The sequence below is a fragment of the Methylobacterium sp. E-066 genome (assembly GCF_022829635.1).
Taxonomy (GTDB): Bacteria; Pseudomonadota; Alphaproteobacteria; order Rhizobiales; family Beijerinckiaceae; genus Methylobacterium.
Genome location: NZ_JAKSYO010000102.1, coordinates 1 through 15,951, shown reverse-complemented (window position 1 = coordinate 15,951; position 15,951 = coordinate 1). Strand labels below are relative to the sequence as shown.

Below are 15,951 nucleotides of genomic sequence, written 5' to 3'. Positions count from 1 at the left end.
CCTCTCGCGATCCTGATCGGGAGGGCGTAGGATCAGCCCGCTCGCGCACTGGCCAAAAGTCCACCTTGATTCGGCATGCCAAAAGTCATTGGCTGCCATCCGAGCCGAACCGGACACAGCCGAGAAAACCGGCAGTCCGCGTACCAGCTTCAGCCCAAGAGCCACGGTTCGCGAGGCCGGGGCCTATGGAGGGAACAGAGCCATGAACAAGCCGGAATTTCTGGGCGACGCCCGGACCAAGTCGCCGTTCTCGGCCCGCTACGACAACTTCATCGGCGGCCAGTGGGTCGCCCCCACCGCCGGCCGCTATTTCGAGAACACGTCCCCGATCACCGGCAAGGTGATCTGCGAGGTCGCCCGCTCCGACGCCTCCGACGTCGACAAGGCGCTGGACGCCGCCCACGCGGCCAAGGACTCCTGGGGCCGCACCGCCCCGGCCGAGCGCGCCCGCATCCTCAACAAGCTCGCCGACCGGATGGAGGAGAACCTCGACCTGATCGCGCTCGCCGAGACCTGGGACAACGGCAAGCCGATCCGCGAGACCACCAACGCCGACATCCCCCTGGCGATCGACCATTTCCGCTACTTCGCCGGCTGCGTCCGCGCCCAGGAAGGCTCGATCTCGGAGATCGACCACGACACGGTGGCCTATCACTTCCACGAGCCGCTCGGCGTCGTCGGCCAGATCATCCCGTGGAACTTCCCGATCCTGATGGCGGTCTGGAAGCTCGCCCCGGCGATCGCGGCGGGCAATTGCGTGGTGCTGAAGCCCGCCGAGCAGACCCCCGCCTCGATCCTGGTGGTGATGGAGCTGCTGGCCGACCTGCTGCCACCCGGCGTGATCAACATCGTCAACGGCTTCGGCCTCGAGGCTGGCAAGCCGCTGGCCTCCTCGCCGCGCATCGCCAAGATCGCGTTCACCGGTGAGACGACCACCGGCCGCCTGATCATGCAATACGCCTCGCAGAACCTGATCCCGGTGACCCTGGAGCTGGGCGGCAAGTCGCCGAACATCTTCTTCGCCGACGTGGCCAACGAGGACGACGACTTCTTCGACAAGGCCCTCGAAGGCTTCACGATGTTCGCCCTCAACCAGGGCGAGGTCTGCACCTGCCCGAGCCGCGCGCTGGTGCACGAGTCGATCTACGACCGCTTCATGGAGCGGGCGATCAAGCGGGTCGAAGCGATCACCCAGGGCTCGCCCCTCGACCCCGCCACGATGATCGGCGCCCAGGCCTCCGGCGAGCAGATGGAAAAAATCCTCAGCTACATCGATATCGGCCGCCAGGAAGGCGCGCAGCTGCTCACCGGCGGCGAGCGCAACGTCAAGGACGGCGAGTTGGCCGAGGGCTTCTACGTGCAGCCGACGGTGTTCCGCGGCCACAACAAGATGCGGATCTTCCAGGAAGAAATCTTCGGGCCGGTCCTGTCGGTCACGACCTTCAAGGACGATGCGGACGCGCTCGCGATCGCCAACGACACGCTCTACGGCCTCGGCGCCGGAATCTGGACCCGCGACGGCACCCGCGCCTACCGCTTCGGCCGGGCGATCCAGGCCGGCCGCGTCTGGACCAACTGCTACCACGCCTACCCGGCCCACGCGGCCTTCGGCGGCTACAAGCAGTCCGGCATCGGCCGTGAGACCCATAAGATGATGCTCGATCACTACCAGCAGACCAAGAACATGCTGGTCAGCTACTCGGCCAAGAAGCTCGGCTTCTTCTGAGCTCTGGTCCGGGTCATCCCCCGAGCCGATTTCACCCCGGCCTCACGGCCGGGGTTTTTTCTTTGGGGGCCGATGCGTTTCGCGCCGTCATCCCGGGCCGCAGGGTTATCCAACCCTATCCCCTCATCCTGAGGTGCCCGCGCTAGCGGGCCTCGAAGGAGCCCTCCAGCCAGCCGCGCGATCCCTGGAGGGCTCCTTCGAGGCCTCCGCTACGCTTCGGCACCTCAGGATGAGGGCGGGGGTGGGATGGTCCGATTTGGCAGCAGTTCAAATCTTGCGCGCTGTAGAAATTCGAATCTCAGCACGCATATCCAACGATCAGCAGGGGAGGGCAGCATGAGTGCGGTTTTCACGCAAGAAGCCACCACCGCGGAGCAGACCGGGGCCGACGGCACGCCGCTGCGGGTCACCGCCACCCCGATGGCGCTCGCGCTGATCGACGAGTTGCGAGGCGAATATGGGCCGGTGATGTTCCATCAGTCCGGGGGCTGCTGCGACGGGTCCTCGCCGATGTGCTACCCGGTCGGCGACTTCCTGGTGAGCGACGGCGACGTCCACCTCGGCACCGTCGGCGGCGCCGACTTCTTCATCAGCCGATCACAGTTCGGGGTCTGGAAGCACACCCACCTGATCCTCGACGTGGTGCCCGGGCGCGGCGGCATGTTCTCGCTGGAAAACGGCCGCGAGAAGCGCTTCCATATCCGCTCGCGCCTGTTCACCGAGGCCGAGAACCGGGCGCTCGAGGGCGCGTGCAAGCTCTGAGGCGGGGAGGGGACCGATGGCGACCGTGAAGCTCTGGAGCGATGCCGAGGCGGAGGCCGACCCGCGGGTGCGGGCGGTGTTCGCCGATATCCGGGCGACCCGGGGCTCGGATTTCATCAACAATTTCTGGCGCGGCCTCGCCAACGACCCGGGCCTGCTGGAGCGGACCTGGGCCAGCCTCAAGGTGGTGATGGGGCCTGGCAGCCTCGATCCGCTCACCAAGGAACTGGTCTATATCGCGGTCTCGATCGCCAATGGCTGCCCCTATTGCATCCACTCGCACACCGCCGCCGCAGGCGCGAAGGGCCTGACCCCGGAGCAGCACGGCGAGTTCCTGGCGGTGGTCGGCATGGCCAACCAGACCAACGCCCTGGTCAACGGCATGCAGATCCCCGTGGATTCCGCGTTCAAGGTGGGCGAATCATGAGCGACGGATCCGACACCGGGAAACCGGGCCTGATGGTGCTACGCGAGAGCGCGCCGTTCCGGGGCAAGCAGGGCCACATCTATCGCCCGGCCATCTCGGCCGAGGCGGTGGGCGCCAAGGCCCTGCACATGCAGCTCCTGGAGATCCCGCCGGGCGAGCGCGCCCACGCCCACAAGCACGAATCGCACGAGACCGCGATCCACGTCCTGTCCGGGGTCTCGGGCTGCTTCTGGGGCGAGCGCCTGGAGCACCACGTGATCGCCGGGGCCGGCGAGTTCGTCTACATCGCCGCCGACGTGCCGCACCTGCCCTACAACCGCAGCCAGACCGAGCCGGTCACAGCGGTGATCGCCCGGACCGATCCCAACGAGCAGGAGAGCGTGGTGTTGTTGCCGGAGCTCGAGGCCGGGGTCGATTGGTCGAAGGCGGAGCGGTAAGCTTCAGGTCCAGTCGTTAGGCTGACTGAGGCCGACCGCCTGCCGGACGAACGGTCTTCCAAACCGAACACCTCATCCTGAGGTGCCGAAGCGAAGCGGAGGCCTCGAAGGAGGCCTCCAGGGATCGCTGAGGCATCTGGAGGCCTCCTTCGAGGCCCCGCTCTTCGATCGCCGGGCACCTCAGGATGAGGGTGTGGGTGGGAGAGATCCCGCCAGTTCGGACCAGCTCGTCCGGCCTCAGCGCTACCGCTGCTCGCTGCGCTCGTTGGCCAGCCGCTCGGCGCGGGTGCGCTCGTCGCCGGAGAGGCCGGACAGGGTCTGGTCGAGCCAGGCATCGGACAGGCCTTGCGCAGCGGCAGCGAGGTTCCAGGCCGCGGCCTCGATCGGGTTCTTGGCGACGCCGCGCCCGACCGCGTAGAGCCGCGCGACCCGGTTCTGCGCGATGGCATTGCCGCGGGAGGCCGCGTGCAGGAAGTAGCGAGCGGCCGAGCGCTCGTCCTTGGTCACGCCGTTGCCGTTGAACAGCAGGATCGCGTACTCGACCTCGCTGGCGAGATCGCCGTTATCGGCGCCGCGCCGGAACCACTGGGCCGCCTGGCTGGCATCTTTCGGCACGCCGCGGCCCTGGAGGTAAAGAACGCCCAGATCGTGCTGAGCCGGCCCGATCTCGGCATCCGCGGCCTTGCGGAACTGCGCGGCGGCCGCCGCCTCGTCGGCGGTGGCACCGGTGCCGATCAGGATCAGGCCGAGATTGTAGGCCGCCGTAGCCGAGCCGTTGGCGGTGGCCTGCTCCAGCCAGCGCCGGCCGGCCTTCGGGTCCTTCGGCATGCCGCGGCCGTCGAGCGCCATCAGCCCGAGCGAAGACATCGCGGCGGCGTCGTTCTGGGCGGCCGCGAGCCGGTACCATTCGGCCGCCTTCACCGGGTTCTGCTTGATGCCGAGACCCTGGTTGTACAGCTCGCCCAGCAGCGTCATCGCCGCCGCATCCTTCGGATTCGCCTCGATCCGCTTGGTCGCCTCCCGGAAGGCCGTGACGTACTGGCCGCGCTGGTAGGCGCCGTAGGCGAGATCCGCCGGCTGGCCGTTATTGGGCGGCACGGCACCTCGGGAATAGTTCGGCGTGTACGGGCTCGGAAGCTCCGGCGTCGTCTTCTTGTCGGAGGGGGCAGCGGTCTTCGCCGGGTCGAGGGGCCCGGACGCAGCGAGCGTCGGCAGCGGCCACGCCGCCGCCAGGAGCACCGCGAGCCTCAAGGCGCGGAGATTCACGCGGCCTGCCCTTCGAGCAGCGCTTGCGCCCGCGCGACGGCGTCCGCGTCGGTCAGCCAGAGCGCGCTTTCGAGGCCGATGAACTCGGCGCCCGTCGCGACCAACGGGCCGATCTCGTCCGCCGCCGCCGCGACCGCGACGCAAGGCGTCTCGAAGATCTCGACCCACCATTCGGCCCGCGCCAGCACGGTCTCGGCCTCGGGGGCGACGCCGTCCGGGTAGAGGCCGCCGAACATCAGGTAGTCGATGCCGGCCTCGCCCGCCTCCATGGCGCCGTGCTTGGTCTCCAGGCCGCCAGCCCCGAGGATGCGGCCGTCCCGGAGGCGGTCGCGCAGGTCCTTCAGATCGCGCGGCTTGTCGACATGGACGCCGTCGGCGCCGCCCCGGGTCGCCACCGAGACGAGGTCGCCGGTGAAGCCCGGGCAAGCCACCACCAGGGCCGCGCCGGTCTTTTGCGTGATCGGCGCGACCTGCTTCACGCGGGCGGTGAGCCCGCGCTCGTCGGTGGCGGCAAGCCGCAGGATCACGGCCGCGACATCGCCCACCTTGCAGGCCGCGCCGAGCGCGGCCGCGAAGGCGTCGATGCCGTCGGCGTCCAGGCCGTGGGGCCCCAGGAGGGCGAGGCGCTGCTTGCTGCTCATCGGTTCGGCTGCCCGGCGTGTCAGCGCGCGCCGATCTTCGGATCGAGCGAGCCGCTGGCGTAGCGCTTCGCCATCTCGGAGACGGAGATCGGCCGGATCTTCGAGCCTTTGCCGGCGGTGCCGAACTCCTCGAAGCGCTGCTTGCACAGCTTCGTCATCGCATCCATGGCGGGCTTCAGGTACTTACGCGGATCGAACTCGGACGGGTTCTCGGTGAGCACCTTCCGGATCTGGCCGGTCATCGCCATGCGGTTGTCGGTGTCGATGTTGATCTTGCGCACGCCGTGCTTGATGCCGCGCTGGATCTCCTCGACCGGCACGCCCCAGGTCGGCTTCATCTGGCCGCCATACTGGTTGATGATGTCCTGAAGGTCCTGCGGCACCGACGACGAACCGTGCATCACCAGGTGGGTGGTGGGCAGGCGGCGGTGGATCTCCTCGATCACGTTCATCGCGAGCACGTCGCCGTCAGGTTGGCGGGTGAACTTGTAGGCGCCGTGGCTGGTGCCCATGGCGACCGCGAGGGCGTCGACCTTGGTGGCCTCGACGAACTTCACCGCCTCGTCCGGGTCGGTGAGCAGCTGGTCGTGGCTCAGCGTGCCCTCGGCGCCGTGGCCGTCCTCGGCCTCGCCCTGGCCGCTCTCCAGCGAACCGAGCACCCCGAGCTCGCCCTCCACCGAAACGCCGGCCCAATGGGCCATCTTGGTGACGTTGCGGGTGATCTCGACGTTGTAGTTGTAGTCGGCCGGGGTCTTGCCGTCGGCCTTCAACGAGCCGTCCATCATCACCGAGGTGAAACCGTACTGGATCGCGGTGGCGCAGGTCGCCTCGTTGTTCCCGTGGTCGAGATGCATGCAGACCGGGATGTGCGGGTAGATCTCGACCAGGCCGTCGATCAGCTTGGCCAGCACCACGTCGTTGGCGTAGGCGCGGGCGCCGCGGCTCGCCTGCAGGATCACCGGCGAGTCGGTGGCATCGGCTGCCGCCATGATCGCCAGGCCCTGTTCCATATTGTTCAGGTTGAAGGCCGGTACGCCGTACTCGTACTCGGCCGCGTGGTCGAGGAGCTGCCTCAGGGTGATCCGTGCCATGGTGGTCTGTCTTCCCGCTTGCCGTCTGGTGGTCCGCCCGATCGCCGCCGGCGCCGGAAACCTCAGTGGACTTGCACAGGCAAGTCGGCCGAGGTTCTTACCTGTACATCGTGTCAAACGCCGACCGGCTTATCCGTTCGGTGAAGGACGCTCAGCGCGCCCTGTTCTCAAGGACCGTGACACGCTCTTCGACCTCGCTGACGCGGGCATCGAAGTCGCCCGCGGTCGCGCGCATCATCACCAGCATGCCGGCGGCGTTGCGCCGGTCCTTCCGCAGGCTCGCCTCAAGCTTGTCGAAGCGCGCGAGCGTCTCGGCACGAAACGCCGTCGTGTCCGCCCGCAACTGCGCGATGCTGCCCTGAATGCCCTTCAGGATCTCGATCGTCGCGTTCTCCACATTGTCACTCATCGACTCAGGGCCCCCGCCGTCCGACGCCGGGAGTATAGATAGGTGCGCGCCGCCGTGGGAGGAGCGCACGCGAGGCTACGCCGTGCGGTTTTCGGCGCGCTGGTCAGCCCTTGGCCCGCAGCGCCTCGACGCCCGGCAGGGCCTTGCCCTCGAGCCACTCGAGGAAGGCGCCGCCCGCGGTGGAGACGTAGGTGAAGTCGCCAGCCACGCCCGCATGGTTGAGGGCCGCCACCGTATCGCCGCCGCCGGCCACCGAGACGAGCTGGCCGGCCTTGGTGCGCGCGGCCGCGTGCTTCGCGGCAGCCACCGTGGCGGCGTCGAACGGGGCGAGCTCGAAGGCGCCGAGCGGGCCGTTCCAGACCAGGGTCTTGGCGCCGTCGATGGCGGCGTTGATCTCGGTGACCGAGCGCGGCCCGGCATCGAGGATCATGCTGCCCTCTGGGACCGAGTCCACCGGCACGGTCTCGTGCGGAGCCTGGGCCTTGAATTCGGTCGCCGCCACCGCGTCCACCGGCAGGATGATCCGGCAGCCGGCTTTGTCCGCCGCCGCCAGGATGCGGATGGCGGTCTCGGCGAGATCCTTCTCGCACAGGGACTTGCCCACCGCTTTGCCCTGCGCGTGCAGGAAGGTGTTGGCCATGCCGCCGCCGATCACCAGCGCATCGACCTTGGCGACGAGATTTTCCAAGAGGTCGATCTTGGACGAGACCTTGGCGCCGCCGACCAGCGCGATCACCGGGCGCTCCGGCGCCTCCAAGCCCTTGGTCAGGGCCTCCAGCTCGGCCTGCATCTCCCGGCCCGCATAGGCCGGCAGGCGGTGGGCCAGGCCCTCAGTAGAGGCATGGGCGCGGTGGGCCGCGGAAAACGCCTCGTTGACGTAGATGTCGCCGTTGGCCGCGAGCGCGTCGGCGAAGGCCGGATCGTTCTTCTCTTCGCCAGCGTGGTAGCGGGTGTTTTCGAGGAGCAGGACGTCGCCGTCCTTCAGGGCCGCCACGGCCCCGGCCGCGTCGTCGCCGATGCAGTCGGCCGCGAAGGCGACGGAGCGGCCCAACGCCTGGCTCAGCGCCGGCACCACCGGCTCCAACGAATCCTTCGGCTCGCGCTTGCCCTTGGGGCGGCCGAAATGGGCCAGCAGGATCACCTTGGCGCCCTTGTCGGCGACCTCCCGGATCGTCGGGACGACGCGGGCGATGCGGGTCGCGTCGGTGACGCGGCCGTTCTCCATCGGCACGTTGAGATCGACGCGCATCAGCACGCGCTTGCCCGTCAGGGCGCCGGCGTCGTCGAGGGTGCGGAAGGCGCTCATGCGGTCCTGTTGCGATTACTGGGCGGTGGTGGCGGGCGGCGCCGGGATCAGGCGATCGAGGTTCAGGCGCTGCACCGCGACCATCAGCACGACGGTGAGGATTGCAGTGATCACGGCGGTGAGCACCAGGGCGCCGGTTCCGGGCAGCCGCCGGGTGCGGTCGGCGAGCCCGCGCATCTCGGTGCGCAGGGCGGCCAGGTCGGATTGCCGGGCGGATTCGTTCATCCGGTTGGAGGCGATCTCGACCTTGTCCTCGACCCGCGACAGCAAAGCTTCGGAGCGGGCGTACTTGTCCTCGATCCGCGAGCACTTGTCCTCGATGCGCGCGAGCTGGTCGATGAGGTGGCTGGCCGGCAGCCCCTGCGACGGCGTCGTGGCGACCGGAGCCGCGGCCGGCGGGGGCGCTACGGGTTTCGGCGTGGGCGTCACAATGGCGCCCTGTCCGCTCGACGTGCCCTGCGAAGCGTCGGTCATCCCGGGATGATCCCCTGGTTCGAGGTTGAGCCGTTCGGTCGAAGAAACGCCCGCCGACCCTCTCAGGGCCGGCGGGCGGCAGGTTCTTTAGATGAGCTTGGCCATCGCCACGGCGGTGTCGGCCATGCGGTTCGAGAAGCCCCACTCGTTGTCGTACCAGGACAGGATGCGCACGAAGGTGCCGTCCATGACCTTGGTCTGGTCGAGGTGGAAGGTGGACGAGTGCGGGTCGTGGTTGAAGTCGATCGAGACGTTCGGCCGGTCGGTCACGCCGAGCACGCCCTTGAGCGGGCCCGCGGCGGCGGCCTTGATCGCGTCGTTGATCTCCTGGACCGAGGTGGCGCGCTTGGCCGTGAACACCAGATCCACCGCCGAGACGTTCGGGGTCGGCACGCGGATCGCGGTGCCGTCGAGCTTGCCCTTCAGCTCCGGCAGCACCAGGCCGACGGCCTTGGCGGCGCCGGTCGAGGTCGGGATCATCGAGAGCGCGGCGGCGCGGCCCCGGTAGAGATCCTTGTGCATCTGGTCCAGCGACGGCTGGTCGTTGGTGTAGGAGTGGATCGTGGTCATGAAGCCGCGCTCGATGCCCACGGCCGCGTCCAGCACCTGGGCGACAGGCGCCAGGCAGTTGGTGGTGCAGGAGGCGTTCGAGACGACGAGATGCTCGGCGGTGAGCTTGTCGTGGTTGACGCCGTAGACCACGGTCAGGTCGGCGCCGTCGGCCGGGGCCGAGACCAGGACGCGCTTGGCGCCGGCGTCGAGATGGGCCTTGGCCTTGTCCTTCGACGTGAAGATGCCGGTGCATTCCAGCGCGATGTCGACGCCGAGATCGCGGTGCGGCAGCTCGGCCGGGTTGCGCACGGCCGTGACCTTGATGCGCCGGCCGTTGACCGCCAGGAACTCGCCATCCACCGCGACCTCGCCGGGGAACCGGCCGTGCACGGAATCGAAGCGGAGCAGGTGGGCGTTGGTCTCCACCGGGCCGAGATCGTTGATCGCCACGACCTCGATGTCGGTCCGGCCGGCTTCCGCGATCGCGCGCAGGACGTTGCGGCCGATGCGTCCGAACCCGTTGATGGCAACCTTCGTCACGGCGTCACTCCTTCCTGATGCGGCTCACCGCGCGCCGGACCCGCAGAACGGTCTCGGCTGGCCCGCCTCCAGGCCGACCGGGCGGATCTGGGCGGGCGGGTTTGAACCTGCGATGAACCGGGCCGGGAGAGGCCGGGCTCCGCTGCCCTCACGCGTCGGGTCCGACGGTGGCGGCTGGGGCCTCGGGACTGTCACGGACCGGCCATCCGGCATGTCTTTTGCGGACCCTTTCGAGAGCGCGCGGCTGTCTAACATGGCGTCTCCACCTGTCAAACGCACGCGCGTGACAAACATGGCGGTATCCCACATCCAATAAATAGATGCGGGCGTTGGCGATTGCTGAGCCGCGGGGGATTGCGCGCGCACCGACATTTCGGACTGGCATTCCCGGCCCATCCGGCCGAAACTTGCAGCCCTGAAGCATCGACGTCGCCCGGACGCCGGCCACCCCGTTTCGGGACGATGCGTGCGGCGAGCGGAGCCCCATGGCCGACGACAGCACAGAGACGACGCGCCCGATCGACGACGCCTTCGCCCGGCTCGACGCCGCGCTGGCCCGCCTGGACGCGGTCGTGGCCCGCCGCCTGGAGGCCGAGGCCGAGCCGGACGACCGGGATGCCGAGCTGGCGCTGATGGACGAGGACCGGGCGCGCCTCGCCGCCGCCCTCGACGCGGCGAGCGCCCATCTCGCCGATGTCGAGGCCACGACCGGCGCGGTCGGCCAGAGGCTCGACCGCGCGATCGAGACGGTGCAGGGCGTCCTCGGCCGCGCCTGACCGCCTCCCTCACGCAAAGCCGTCCCTCGGAGCGATCCTTGCCCCAGATCAACGTGACCATCGACGGAAAGCTCTACCGCATGGCCTGCGGCGCCGGCGAGGAGGCCCATCTCACCGGGCTCGCCGAGAGCTTTGGGACGCGCATCGGCGAGATGCGCCAGAGCTTTGGCGAGATCGGCGACATGCGCCTGCAGGTGATGGCCGCCCTGACCATCGCCGACGAGCTGGCCGAGCTGCGCACCCGCTTCGCCGCCCTGGAGGCCGAGACGGCCGAGCTGCGCAAGACCGCCGAGGCCGCCGAGCGCAGCCGCGCCGAGGACGCCTCCCGCGCTGCTGATGGGATTGGGCGAGCGGCCGAGCGGATTGGCAAGCTGGCGGATTCGCTGGGTGGGAGCGGAGTGGGGAAGGGTGGGGTGGCTCAGGAGGTGGTGTGAGGAGGATTGGCAGTGGACGTCGGACAATTGGCGGTATCAATAGTTACCAACATGAAAGATGCTATTGGAGGCGTTCGATAACAATACGATTTCAAAATATTAGTCATATTCGATAATATTGCTCGTAATTTTTCTAGCATCACCTGCGAGCGACCTCCTGCACCGCTGCAGATCGCAAGAGTTCGACCAACTCAATTCGATTTAATCCTGCCGAAGCAGATCGAATTAAATATTCATATTTAATTCTGAGTGCTGAATTTCGACGCGGATTGAGAAGCAATATTTCCGACCAAATAGAATCATTGTCTTCGACGGATTTGGCATATTTTAGAAGCCAATACATTAATACTTGACGGAAATCGCCGGACCTGAAATTCTCTTCTGTATGTTTGACTTCAATAAGCATAGAGCCAATTGCGAAGTCACCCCGGCCCGACGCTATCCATCCAAGACCTGGAATGAGAGGACCGTGCTCCAAGGGTAGATTGGGACACTGCATTTGTATGCTTTTTAGCATGACGATTAGGTTAGATGCGGCATGGTCCGCTACTTCGATATCATATCGACTCAATTTATCGGGTATTTTAGCATCGTAATGCTGCTTCTGACGCGATGAGGCTATCCGAAGGCATTCGTCCCAGTCGCTCGGAGCCTCTCCGCGCAATAAACTTTCGGCGCGAGCCATAGACAATTCAAACAGCATGGCTTTCTGAAGTCGACTTTTGCCGATCAGTTCATCCGAAACGGCTTCAATATCAGAAAACGAAAAAGATTCCTTGTTAAGCGATCTGACCAAACCACCAGTCAATCTCGGAAATAGAACATCGAGAACACCCGGAATATCTCGTGCTACTGTTCGCGGATCTCTCCTTGGAAGTCGACTAAATGGCATTGTGAACCCAGTCCTCATAGCAGGAGGCGAAGCTGAGATTTTTGTCTTTCTCAATGCCAAGACGCCAGGATTCGATCAGTGAACCACGCAACTGGCCTCTCATCTTCGAGCCTTCGTCTCCAAATGCTTCGGCGGCAAGCCACAACATTCGCTGTTCGTCTGGCGCCAAATTGGACCATTTATTACGCAATCGATTGAAACTTGCTCGGTCTTTCCAATATCTCCAGCAATCAATGCATGCCCGTTTTACAGCTGGCGATGATGTCCGATCATAGGCCTGCCTAACGAAGGCTCCTCGCATTTCGGTCCGCGCAAACCGAATGGCGCGTAAATAGTGTAGGATATTAGCTTCTGGGACCAAGAGATGAGCCGCACGATCTGGTATTGCATCAAGCAGCACATCTAGTATTGAAAAAATAGACTCGAATTCAGAGCTGGAGCGGACGGCATAAACTCCACGCATAATTTTTGACCAAGATGCTCTGAACGCATCCAAATTATTTGGATCTAAGAGGGTGACGCAAAGTTGCTCTGCTATCTTGGGTTCTTGAAACTTAAGCGCTCGGCCGATTTGCGCTACAACAAAAGCATCGGGGTGAGATTTCTCAATCTCTAGATCCAACAAAAAGGAAATATCTATTGAACTAAATGACATTTTTAGCTTGGTGTATTCGGCTCTAGCATTGTCAGAGTACGGATCGAAATGTAGGTCCAATTCACGAAGAGCAGAGCTTGCGTCGTCCCCATTGCCTAACTGAGCCGAAACGAAATCTTTATAATGCTTAGCACTTAAAAAACTTGTTTTGCTTCGATTTAACGACAATCCATAGTCTGCAAGAGCGTGCGACAGTACGGATAACGCCTTGTAGCCATCCTGTTGAGAGCTACAAATTAAAGTAAAATCATCTACATATCGATGCCATATGATGCCGGCATCGGAAAGAGATCGATCTATCGGAGTCATCATGACTTCCGCAAGCACACGAGCGCATTGACCGCCGACTGGTAGGCCAAATGAACGACCGGCCGCCAACTTACTTAAAATGCGGTCGATTTGCATTGCAATTGTTGAGTTTTCTAAATCCAAATCTCTGATAACATTTTCAAGCCTGTGGTGATAGATATGCTCATAGAAACTCGCGATATCGGTTTGAATAACGATGGCATCGGTGTCCGTCAGTATACTCTCATTTATTGTTGCCTCTTTATATGTCCGCCAAGATTTTTTGCGATCAAAAAAATCTACTCCTTCGCCGCCAAGTCGGTAAGAATGTACGCGCGAGCTTCGATTGCGTTCATTAGCCTCTGCGATTGCCAATCCGAGACCATTTAAATAAAGATTCCAAAATGGATGTATTTTTGCGGTGATGCGAAAACCATGCGATCCTGAAGGAACTAATAGTCGCTCTGACGGGACAGTCAGTCCGTTCATGAACACAGTTGGCTTTCCAACAGCGCCGCTTTCTATTGCCTTAAATAAATTGACACAAATACTTGATAGATCTTCAGCTTTTTCTTTGATAAACGCTGCATCTATATCGTAAGGAAGCGTGTCGTTTTCCCCGCTTTGGCCAATCTCTACAGCCGCACGGAAGAAATGATTTTGATTTATTTCAATCATGCCTATCGTGCGCCTCACTCAAAATCTGGCCGGCGCTGTTGTACTGCAGGCGATATCCGAAGCCACTCTTAATGTTTGCGCGTGAGTGATTGCCTGTTAGCGGCGAAGGCGTCGCTGGAATGAAACGGCAGTCAGCGGATAGCAGCAGTTGAGGCGGACAGATCGGGATAGAACCGGACACTGACGTCCCACTTTCCCCTCAACCAACCGTATCCGCAATAAACCGCCCCAACGCCGCCGCGGCTCGCAGCATATGCGCCCGCATCCGCCGGGCGGCCAGCTCACCGTCGCCCTCGGCGATGGCCGACAGAATCTCGCCGTGCTCGTCCCAAGACCGGCGGATCCGGTCGGCGTGGCGGAGCTGGGTCCGGCGGAAGGCGGCCAGGCGCTCGCGGATCGCCAGGGCCTGCTCGGCCATGAAGCCGTTATGGGTCGCCGCGTAGAGCGCCTCGTGGAAGGCGCGGTTGAGCCGGTCGTAGGCGTCCACATCCCCGGCCTCCACGGCGGCGGCGGAATCCGCGTGGAGGTCCATCAGCCGGCCGCGCTCCAGCGGCGTCATCCGGTAGGTCGCGAGCCGGGCGCAGAGCGCCTCGATCTCCGCGGTGGTCTCGAACATGTCGGCGATGCGCTCGGGCGTCAGCCGGGCCACCACCACGCCCCGGCGGGGCCGGATCTCGACCAGCCCCGAGGCCGCGAGCTGGCGCAGGGCCTCCCGCACCGGGGTGCGCGAGGCGCCGTAGCGCTGGGCGAGGTTCTGCTCGTCCAGGGCCGTCCCGGCCGGGAGTTCGCCCGAGGTGATCGCGTCGGTCAGCGCGTTGCGGATCCGGTCCGAGAGCAGACCACTGTCGATCGTCTGGATGTCGCCGTGCATCAACTGGTCCCGCGCCCCTTCAGATCGGGCGCGCTCGCTGACGCCGAACCGGTATCCACTTCGGCGGCGAGCGCTTCGGAACGCTCAACCGACCAGCGCCCGCACCGTCAAGTAGAAGATCGAGGGACCGACCAGGCAGCCGATACCGGTGTGGAAGGTGGCGGTGAGCGCCCCGTAGGGCACGAGCTTCGGGTCGGTGGCCGCAAGGCCGCCGGCGACGCCGCTCACCGTGCCCATCAGCCCGCCATAGGCCATGGCCGAGCGCGGGTTGTCGAGGCCGATCAGCTTGGCGACCAGCGGCGTGCCGACCATCACCATCACGGCCTTGGTCACCCCGGTGGCGATGGACAGCGCCATGACGGTGGAATCCGCCCCGATCGCCGCCCCGGTCACCGGGCCGACGATGTAGGTTATCGCGCCCGCCCCGATGGTCGTGATCGAGACCGCGTCGTGATAGCCGAACGCGACCGCCGTGAGCGTGCCGACGAGGAACGGGATGATGGTGCCGAGCGCCAGCGCCAGCACGCCGATCAGCCCGGCCCGGCGGGCCTCGGTCACGTCGACCTCGAAGGCGGTGGCGACGATCGCGAAGTCGCGCAGCATCGCCCCGCCCATCAGGCCGATCCCGGCCAGCGCCGGGATGTCGGCGATGCCCTTCTTCCCGCCGGTGTAGAGCCCGCCGACATAGGCGAGCACCAGCCCCAGCACGATCGCGATGGCCGAGCCGTGAACGCGGCCCTTCGTGAAGCGTTTGGCTGCCAGGTTGGAGACCAGGATCAGGGCGCCGACCAAAGCGAAGGCCGCCACCAGGCTCTGCTCGACGAAGACGTGCTCGATGCCGTGCCAGATGTAAGGTCCGAGTTCCATGGCGCTCACCCCTGCTTCCCGGCGGGCACCGGATCGGCCTCGCCGCCGATCACCGATCCGCCATGCTCGACGTCCGGGCTGCCCGGGTCGCGCCGGCCGATCCGGCTCAGCAGCGCCACGGCGCCGAAGCACAGGACCAGGGAGCCGGTGGCCGCGATGATCACGATCGGGCCGCCGCTCACCGCCGCAACCACGTTCTGCTGGGCCGCCATGGCGACCACGATCGGGATGTACATGCCGGCCCAGAACTCGACGCCGAACTGGATGCCCTTGGTCAGGCCGCCCCGGCGGGACAGCCAGAGCCGGGCGAGGATCAGCAGGATCATGGCGATGCCGACGCCGCCGACATTGGCCTTCACCCCCAACGCGACGCCGAGGAGATCGCCGAGATACACGCCGAGCAGCGTGCACGTGGCCAGGAGGGCGACGCCCAGGACGATCATCGGCCTCGCCCTCCGGCAGGACCAGTCTCGGCGCAAGGCGACGCCAGTCTCGACGCGCTCGGCATGGGGTGTTTCCTTCCCGAATCAGTTCTGTGTTGATTGCTGACCAGTATGCAGGATATTGACACTTCAGCAATCCCGTATACGAAACCGTGATAAGACCGGCTTTGAAAATGCAAGGTGGCGGGCATATCCTGCCTCTCACATACCGAGGGAGACAGCCGGATGACAGAGTGGCGCGGCGAGAGGCAGGCCCGCGATGCGCGCATCCAGGCGGGGCGCGCCCATGCCGACGGCAAGGTCGTCCCGGCCGGGTCCGTCATCGAGCTGCTGGAGGCGGTGCTCCGCCCCGGTGACCGGGTCTGCCTGGAGGGCGACAACCAGAAACAGGCGGATTGCCTGGCGCGGGGGCTCGC

Annotated in this window: 19 protein-coding genes; 7 read left to right on the top strand and 12 right to left on the bottom strand. The window is 65.1% G+C overall.

The window, feature by feature from the left end; translation table 11 throughout:
• The first annotated feature begins 202 nt into the window (after positions 1-202).
• From adh to MKL20_RS14610, 4 genes are all read left to right on the top strand, one after another.
• The gene (gene adh, locus MKL20_RS14625) at positions 203-1,726 is read left to right on the top strand and encodes an aldehyde dehydrogenase (protein ID WP_244037285.1); all 1,524 of its coding nucleotides are present in this window, start codon (positions 203-205) and stop codon (positions 1,724-1,726) included.
• 336 nt (positions 1,727-2,062) lie between these two features.
• Entirely contained in the window at positions 2,063-2,488 is a 426-nt protein-coding gene (locus MKL20_RS14620; RefSeq protein WP_244037284.1) for a DUF779 domain-containing protein, read from the top strand.
• 16 nt (positions 2,489-2,504) lie between these two features.
• Positions 2,505-2,915, top strand: a complete 411-nt coding sequence (locus tag MKL20_RS14615; protein WP_244037283.1) for a carboxymuconolactone decarboxylase family protein — start codon at positions 2,505-2,507, stop codon at positions 2,913-2,915.
• Positions 2,912-3,352 (top strand): cupin domain-containing protein, encoded by a 441-nt coding sequence (locus tag MKL20_RS14610; protein WP_244037282.1) that lies wholly within the window; start codon positions 2,912-2,914, stop codon positions 3,350-3,352. Before MKL20_RS14615 ends, MKL20_RS14610 begins: the two co-directional genes overlap by 4 nt.
• 243 nt (positions 3,353-3,595) lie before the next feature.
• On the opposite strand, the gene MKL20_RS14605 is transcribed toward MKL20_RS14610, so the two are convergent.
• From MKL20_RS14605 to gap, 7 genes are all read right to left on the bottom strand, one after another.
• Positions 3,596-4,618 carry a tetratricopeptide repeat protein gene (locus MKL20_RS14605; RefSeq protein ID WP_243962417.1) on the bottom strand — a complete coding sequence of 341 codons (1,023 nt, stop codon included), beginning with the start codon at positions 4,616-4,618 and terminating at the stop codon, positions 3,596-3,598.
• Entirely contained in the window at positions 4,615-5,259 is a 645-nt protein-coding gene (locus tag MKL20_RS14600) for a thiamine phosphate synthase (RefSeq protein ID WP_244037281.1), read from the bottom strand. The genes MKL20_RS14605 and MKL20_RS14600 overlap by 4 nt, the downstream gene beginning before the upstream one ends.
• 20 nt (positions 5,260-5,279) lie before the next feature.
• Positions 5,280-6,350: a class II fructose-bisphosphate aldolase gene (gene fba / locus MKL20_RS14595; protein WP_243962419.1), complete on the bottom strand. Its 1,071-nt coding sequence runs from the start codon at positions 6,348-6,350 to the stop codon at positions 5,280-5,282.
• A gap of 151 nt (positions 6,351-6,501) precedes the next feature.
• The gene (locus MKL20_RS14590; protein WP_244037280.1) at positions 6,502-6,747 is read right to left on the bottom strand and encodes a hypothetical protein; all 246 of its coding nucleotides are present in this window, start codon (positions 6,745-6,747) and stop codon (positions 6,502-6,504) included.
• A gap of 115 nt (positions 6,748-6,862) precedes the next feature.
• Positions 6,863-8,065: a phosphoglycerate kinase gene (locus tag MKL20_RS14585; RefSeq protein WP_244037279.1), complete on the bottom strand. Its 1,203-nt coding sequence runs from the start codon at positions 8,063-8,065 to the stop codon at positions 6,863-6,865.
• A 15-nt stretch (positions 8,066-8,080) separates the two neighbouring features.
• A complete protein-coding gene (locus tag MKL20_RS14580; RefSeq protein WP_244037278.1) occupies positions 8,081-8,539 on the bottom strand; it encodes a hypothetical protein in 459 nt (152 codons plus the stop codon).
• 87 nt (positions 8,540-8,626) lie between these two features.
• Positions 8,627-9,631: a type I glyceraldehyde-3-phosphate dehydrogenase gene (gap, locus tag MKL20_RS14575; protein WP_244037277.1), complete on the bottom strand. Its 1,005-nt coding sequence runs from the start codon at positions 9,629-9,631 to the stop codon at positions 8,627-8,629.
• A 485-nt stretch (positions 9,632-10,116) separates the two neighbouring features.
• Between gap and MKL20_RS14570 the strand changes: the two genes are divergently transcribed.
• Positions 10,117-10,407: a DUF4164 family protein gene (locus tag MKL20_RS14570; protein ID WP_092039553.1), complete on the top strand. Its 291-nt coding sequence runs from the start codon at positions 10,117-10,119 to the stop codon at positions 10,405-10,407.
• Between the two features lie 38 nt (positions 10,408-10,445).
• A complete protein-coding gene (locus tag MKL20_RS14565) occupies positions 10,446-10,841 on the top strand; it encodes a cell division protein ZapA (protein ID WP_244037276.1) in 396 nt (131 codons plus the stop codon).
• A gap of 139 nt (positions 10,842-10,980) precedes the next feature.
• Here the strand turns inward: MKL20_RS14565 and MKL20_RS14560 are convergent, their stop codons facing one another.
• The 5 genes from MKL20_RS14560 to madL form a co-directional block, all read right to left on the bottom strand.
• The gene (locus MKL20_RS14560; protein ID WP_244037275.1) at positions 10,981-11,733 is read right to left on the bottom strand and encodes a hypothetical protein; all 753 of its coding nucleotides are present in this window, start codon (positions 11,731-11,733) and stop codon (positions 10,981-10,983) included.
• The gene (locus tag MKL20_RS14555) at positions 11,723-13,354 is read right to left on the bottom strand and encodes an RNA-directed DNA polymerase (protein ID WP_244037274.1); all 1,632 of its coding nucleotides are present in this window, start codon (positions 13,352-13,354) and stop codon (positions 11,723-11,725) included. Before MKL20_RS14555 ends, MKL20_RS14560 begins: the two co-directional genes overlap by 11 nt.
• A 199-nt stretch (positions 13,355-13,553) precedes the next feature.
• The gene (locus MKL20_RS14550; RefSeq protein WP_244037273.1) at positions 13,554-14,225 is read right to left on the bottom strand and encodes a GntR family transcriptional regulator; all 672 of its coding nucleotides are present in this window, start codon (positions 14,223-14,225) and stop codon (positions 13,554-13,556) included.
• A gap of 84 nt (positions 14,226-14,309) precedes the next feature.
• Complete coding sequence (gene madM, locus MKL20_RS14545; protein ID WP_243962449.1) at positions 14,310-15,074, bottom strand: malonate transporter subunit MadM; 765 nt, start codon at positions 15,072-15,074, stop codon at positions 14,310-14,312.
• A 23-nt stretch (positions 15,075-15,097) separates the two neighbouring features.
• On the bottom strand, positions 15,098-15,535 hold the full coding sequence (gene madL / locus MKL20_RS14540; protein ID WP_244037272.1) for a malonate transporter subunit MadL: 438 nt from the start codon (positions 15,533-15,535) through the stop codon (positions 15,098-15,100).
• Positions 15,536-15,760: 225 nt separating this feature from the next.
• On the opposite strand from madL, the gene MKL20_RS14535 reads away from it, so the two are divergent.
• A partial coding sequence (locus MKL20_RS14535; protein WP_244037271.1) for a malonate decarboxylase subunit alpha occupies positions 15,761-15,951 on the top strand: 191 nt, incomplete at its 3' end.

Bases quoted from the DNA above. Each gene is read 5' to 3' on its own strand.
- adh (WP_244037285.1), top strand. From the start codon at position 203: ATGAACAAGCCGGAATTTCTGGGCGACGCCCGGACCAAGTCGCCGTTC.
- MKL20_RS14620 (WP_244037284.1), top strand. From the start codon at position 2,063: ATGAGTGCGGTTTTCACGCAAGAAGCCACCACCGCGGAGCAGACCGGG.
- MKL20_RS14615 (WP_244037283.1), top strand. From the start codon at position 2,505: ATGGCGACCGTGAAGCTCTGGAGCGATGCCGAGGCGGAGGCCGACCCG.
- MKL20_RS14610 (WP_244037282.1), top strand. From the start codon at position 2,912: ATGAGCGACGGATCCGACACCGGGAAACCGGGCCTGATGGTGCTACGC.
- MKL20_RS14600 (WP_244037281.1), bottom strand. From the start codon at position 5,259: ATGAGCAGCAAGCAGCGCCTCGCCCTCCTGGGGCCCCACGGCCTGGAC.
- fba (WP_243962419.1), bottom strand. From the start codon at position 6,350: ATGGCACGGATCACCCTGAGGCAGCTCCTCGACCACGCGGCCGAGTAC.
- MKL20_RS14585 (WP_244037279.1), bottom strand. From the start codon at position 8,065: ATGAGCGCCTTCCGCACCCTCGACGACGCCGGCGCCCTGACGGGCAAG.
- MKL20_RS14580 (WP_244037278.1), bottom strand. From the start codon at position 8,539: ATGACCGACGCTTCGCAGGGCACGTCGAGCGGACAGGGCGCCATTGTG.
- MKL20_RS14570 (WP_092039553.1), top strand. From the start codon at position 10,117: ATGGCCGACGACAGCACAGAGACGACGCGCCCGATCGACGACGCCTTC.
- MKL20_RS14560 (WP_244037275.1), bottom strand. From the start codon at position 11,733: ATGCCATTTAGTCGACTTCCAAGGAGAGATCCGCGAACAGTAGCACGA.
- MKL20_RS14555 (WP_244037274.1), bottom strand. From the start codon at position 13,354: ATGATTGAAATAAATCAAAATCATTTCTTCCGTGCGGCTGTAGAGATT.
- MKL20_RS14550 (WP_244037273.1), bottom strand. From the start codon at position 14,225: ATGCACGGCGACATCCAGACGATCGACAGTGGTCTGCTCTCGGACCGG.
- madL (WP_244037272.1), bottom strand. From the start codon at position 15,535: ATGATCGTCCTGGGCGTCGCCCTCCTGGCCACGTGCACGCTGCTCGGC.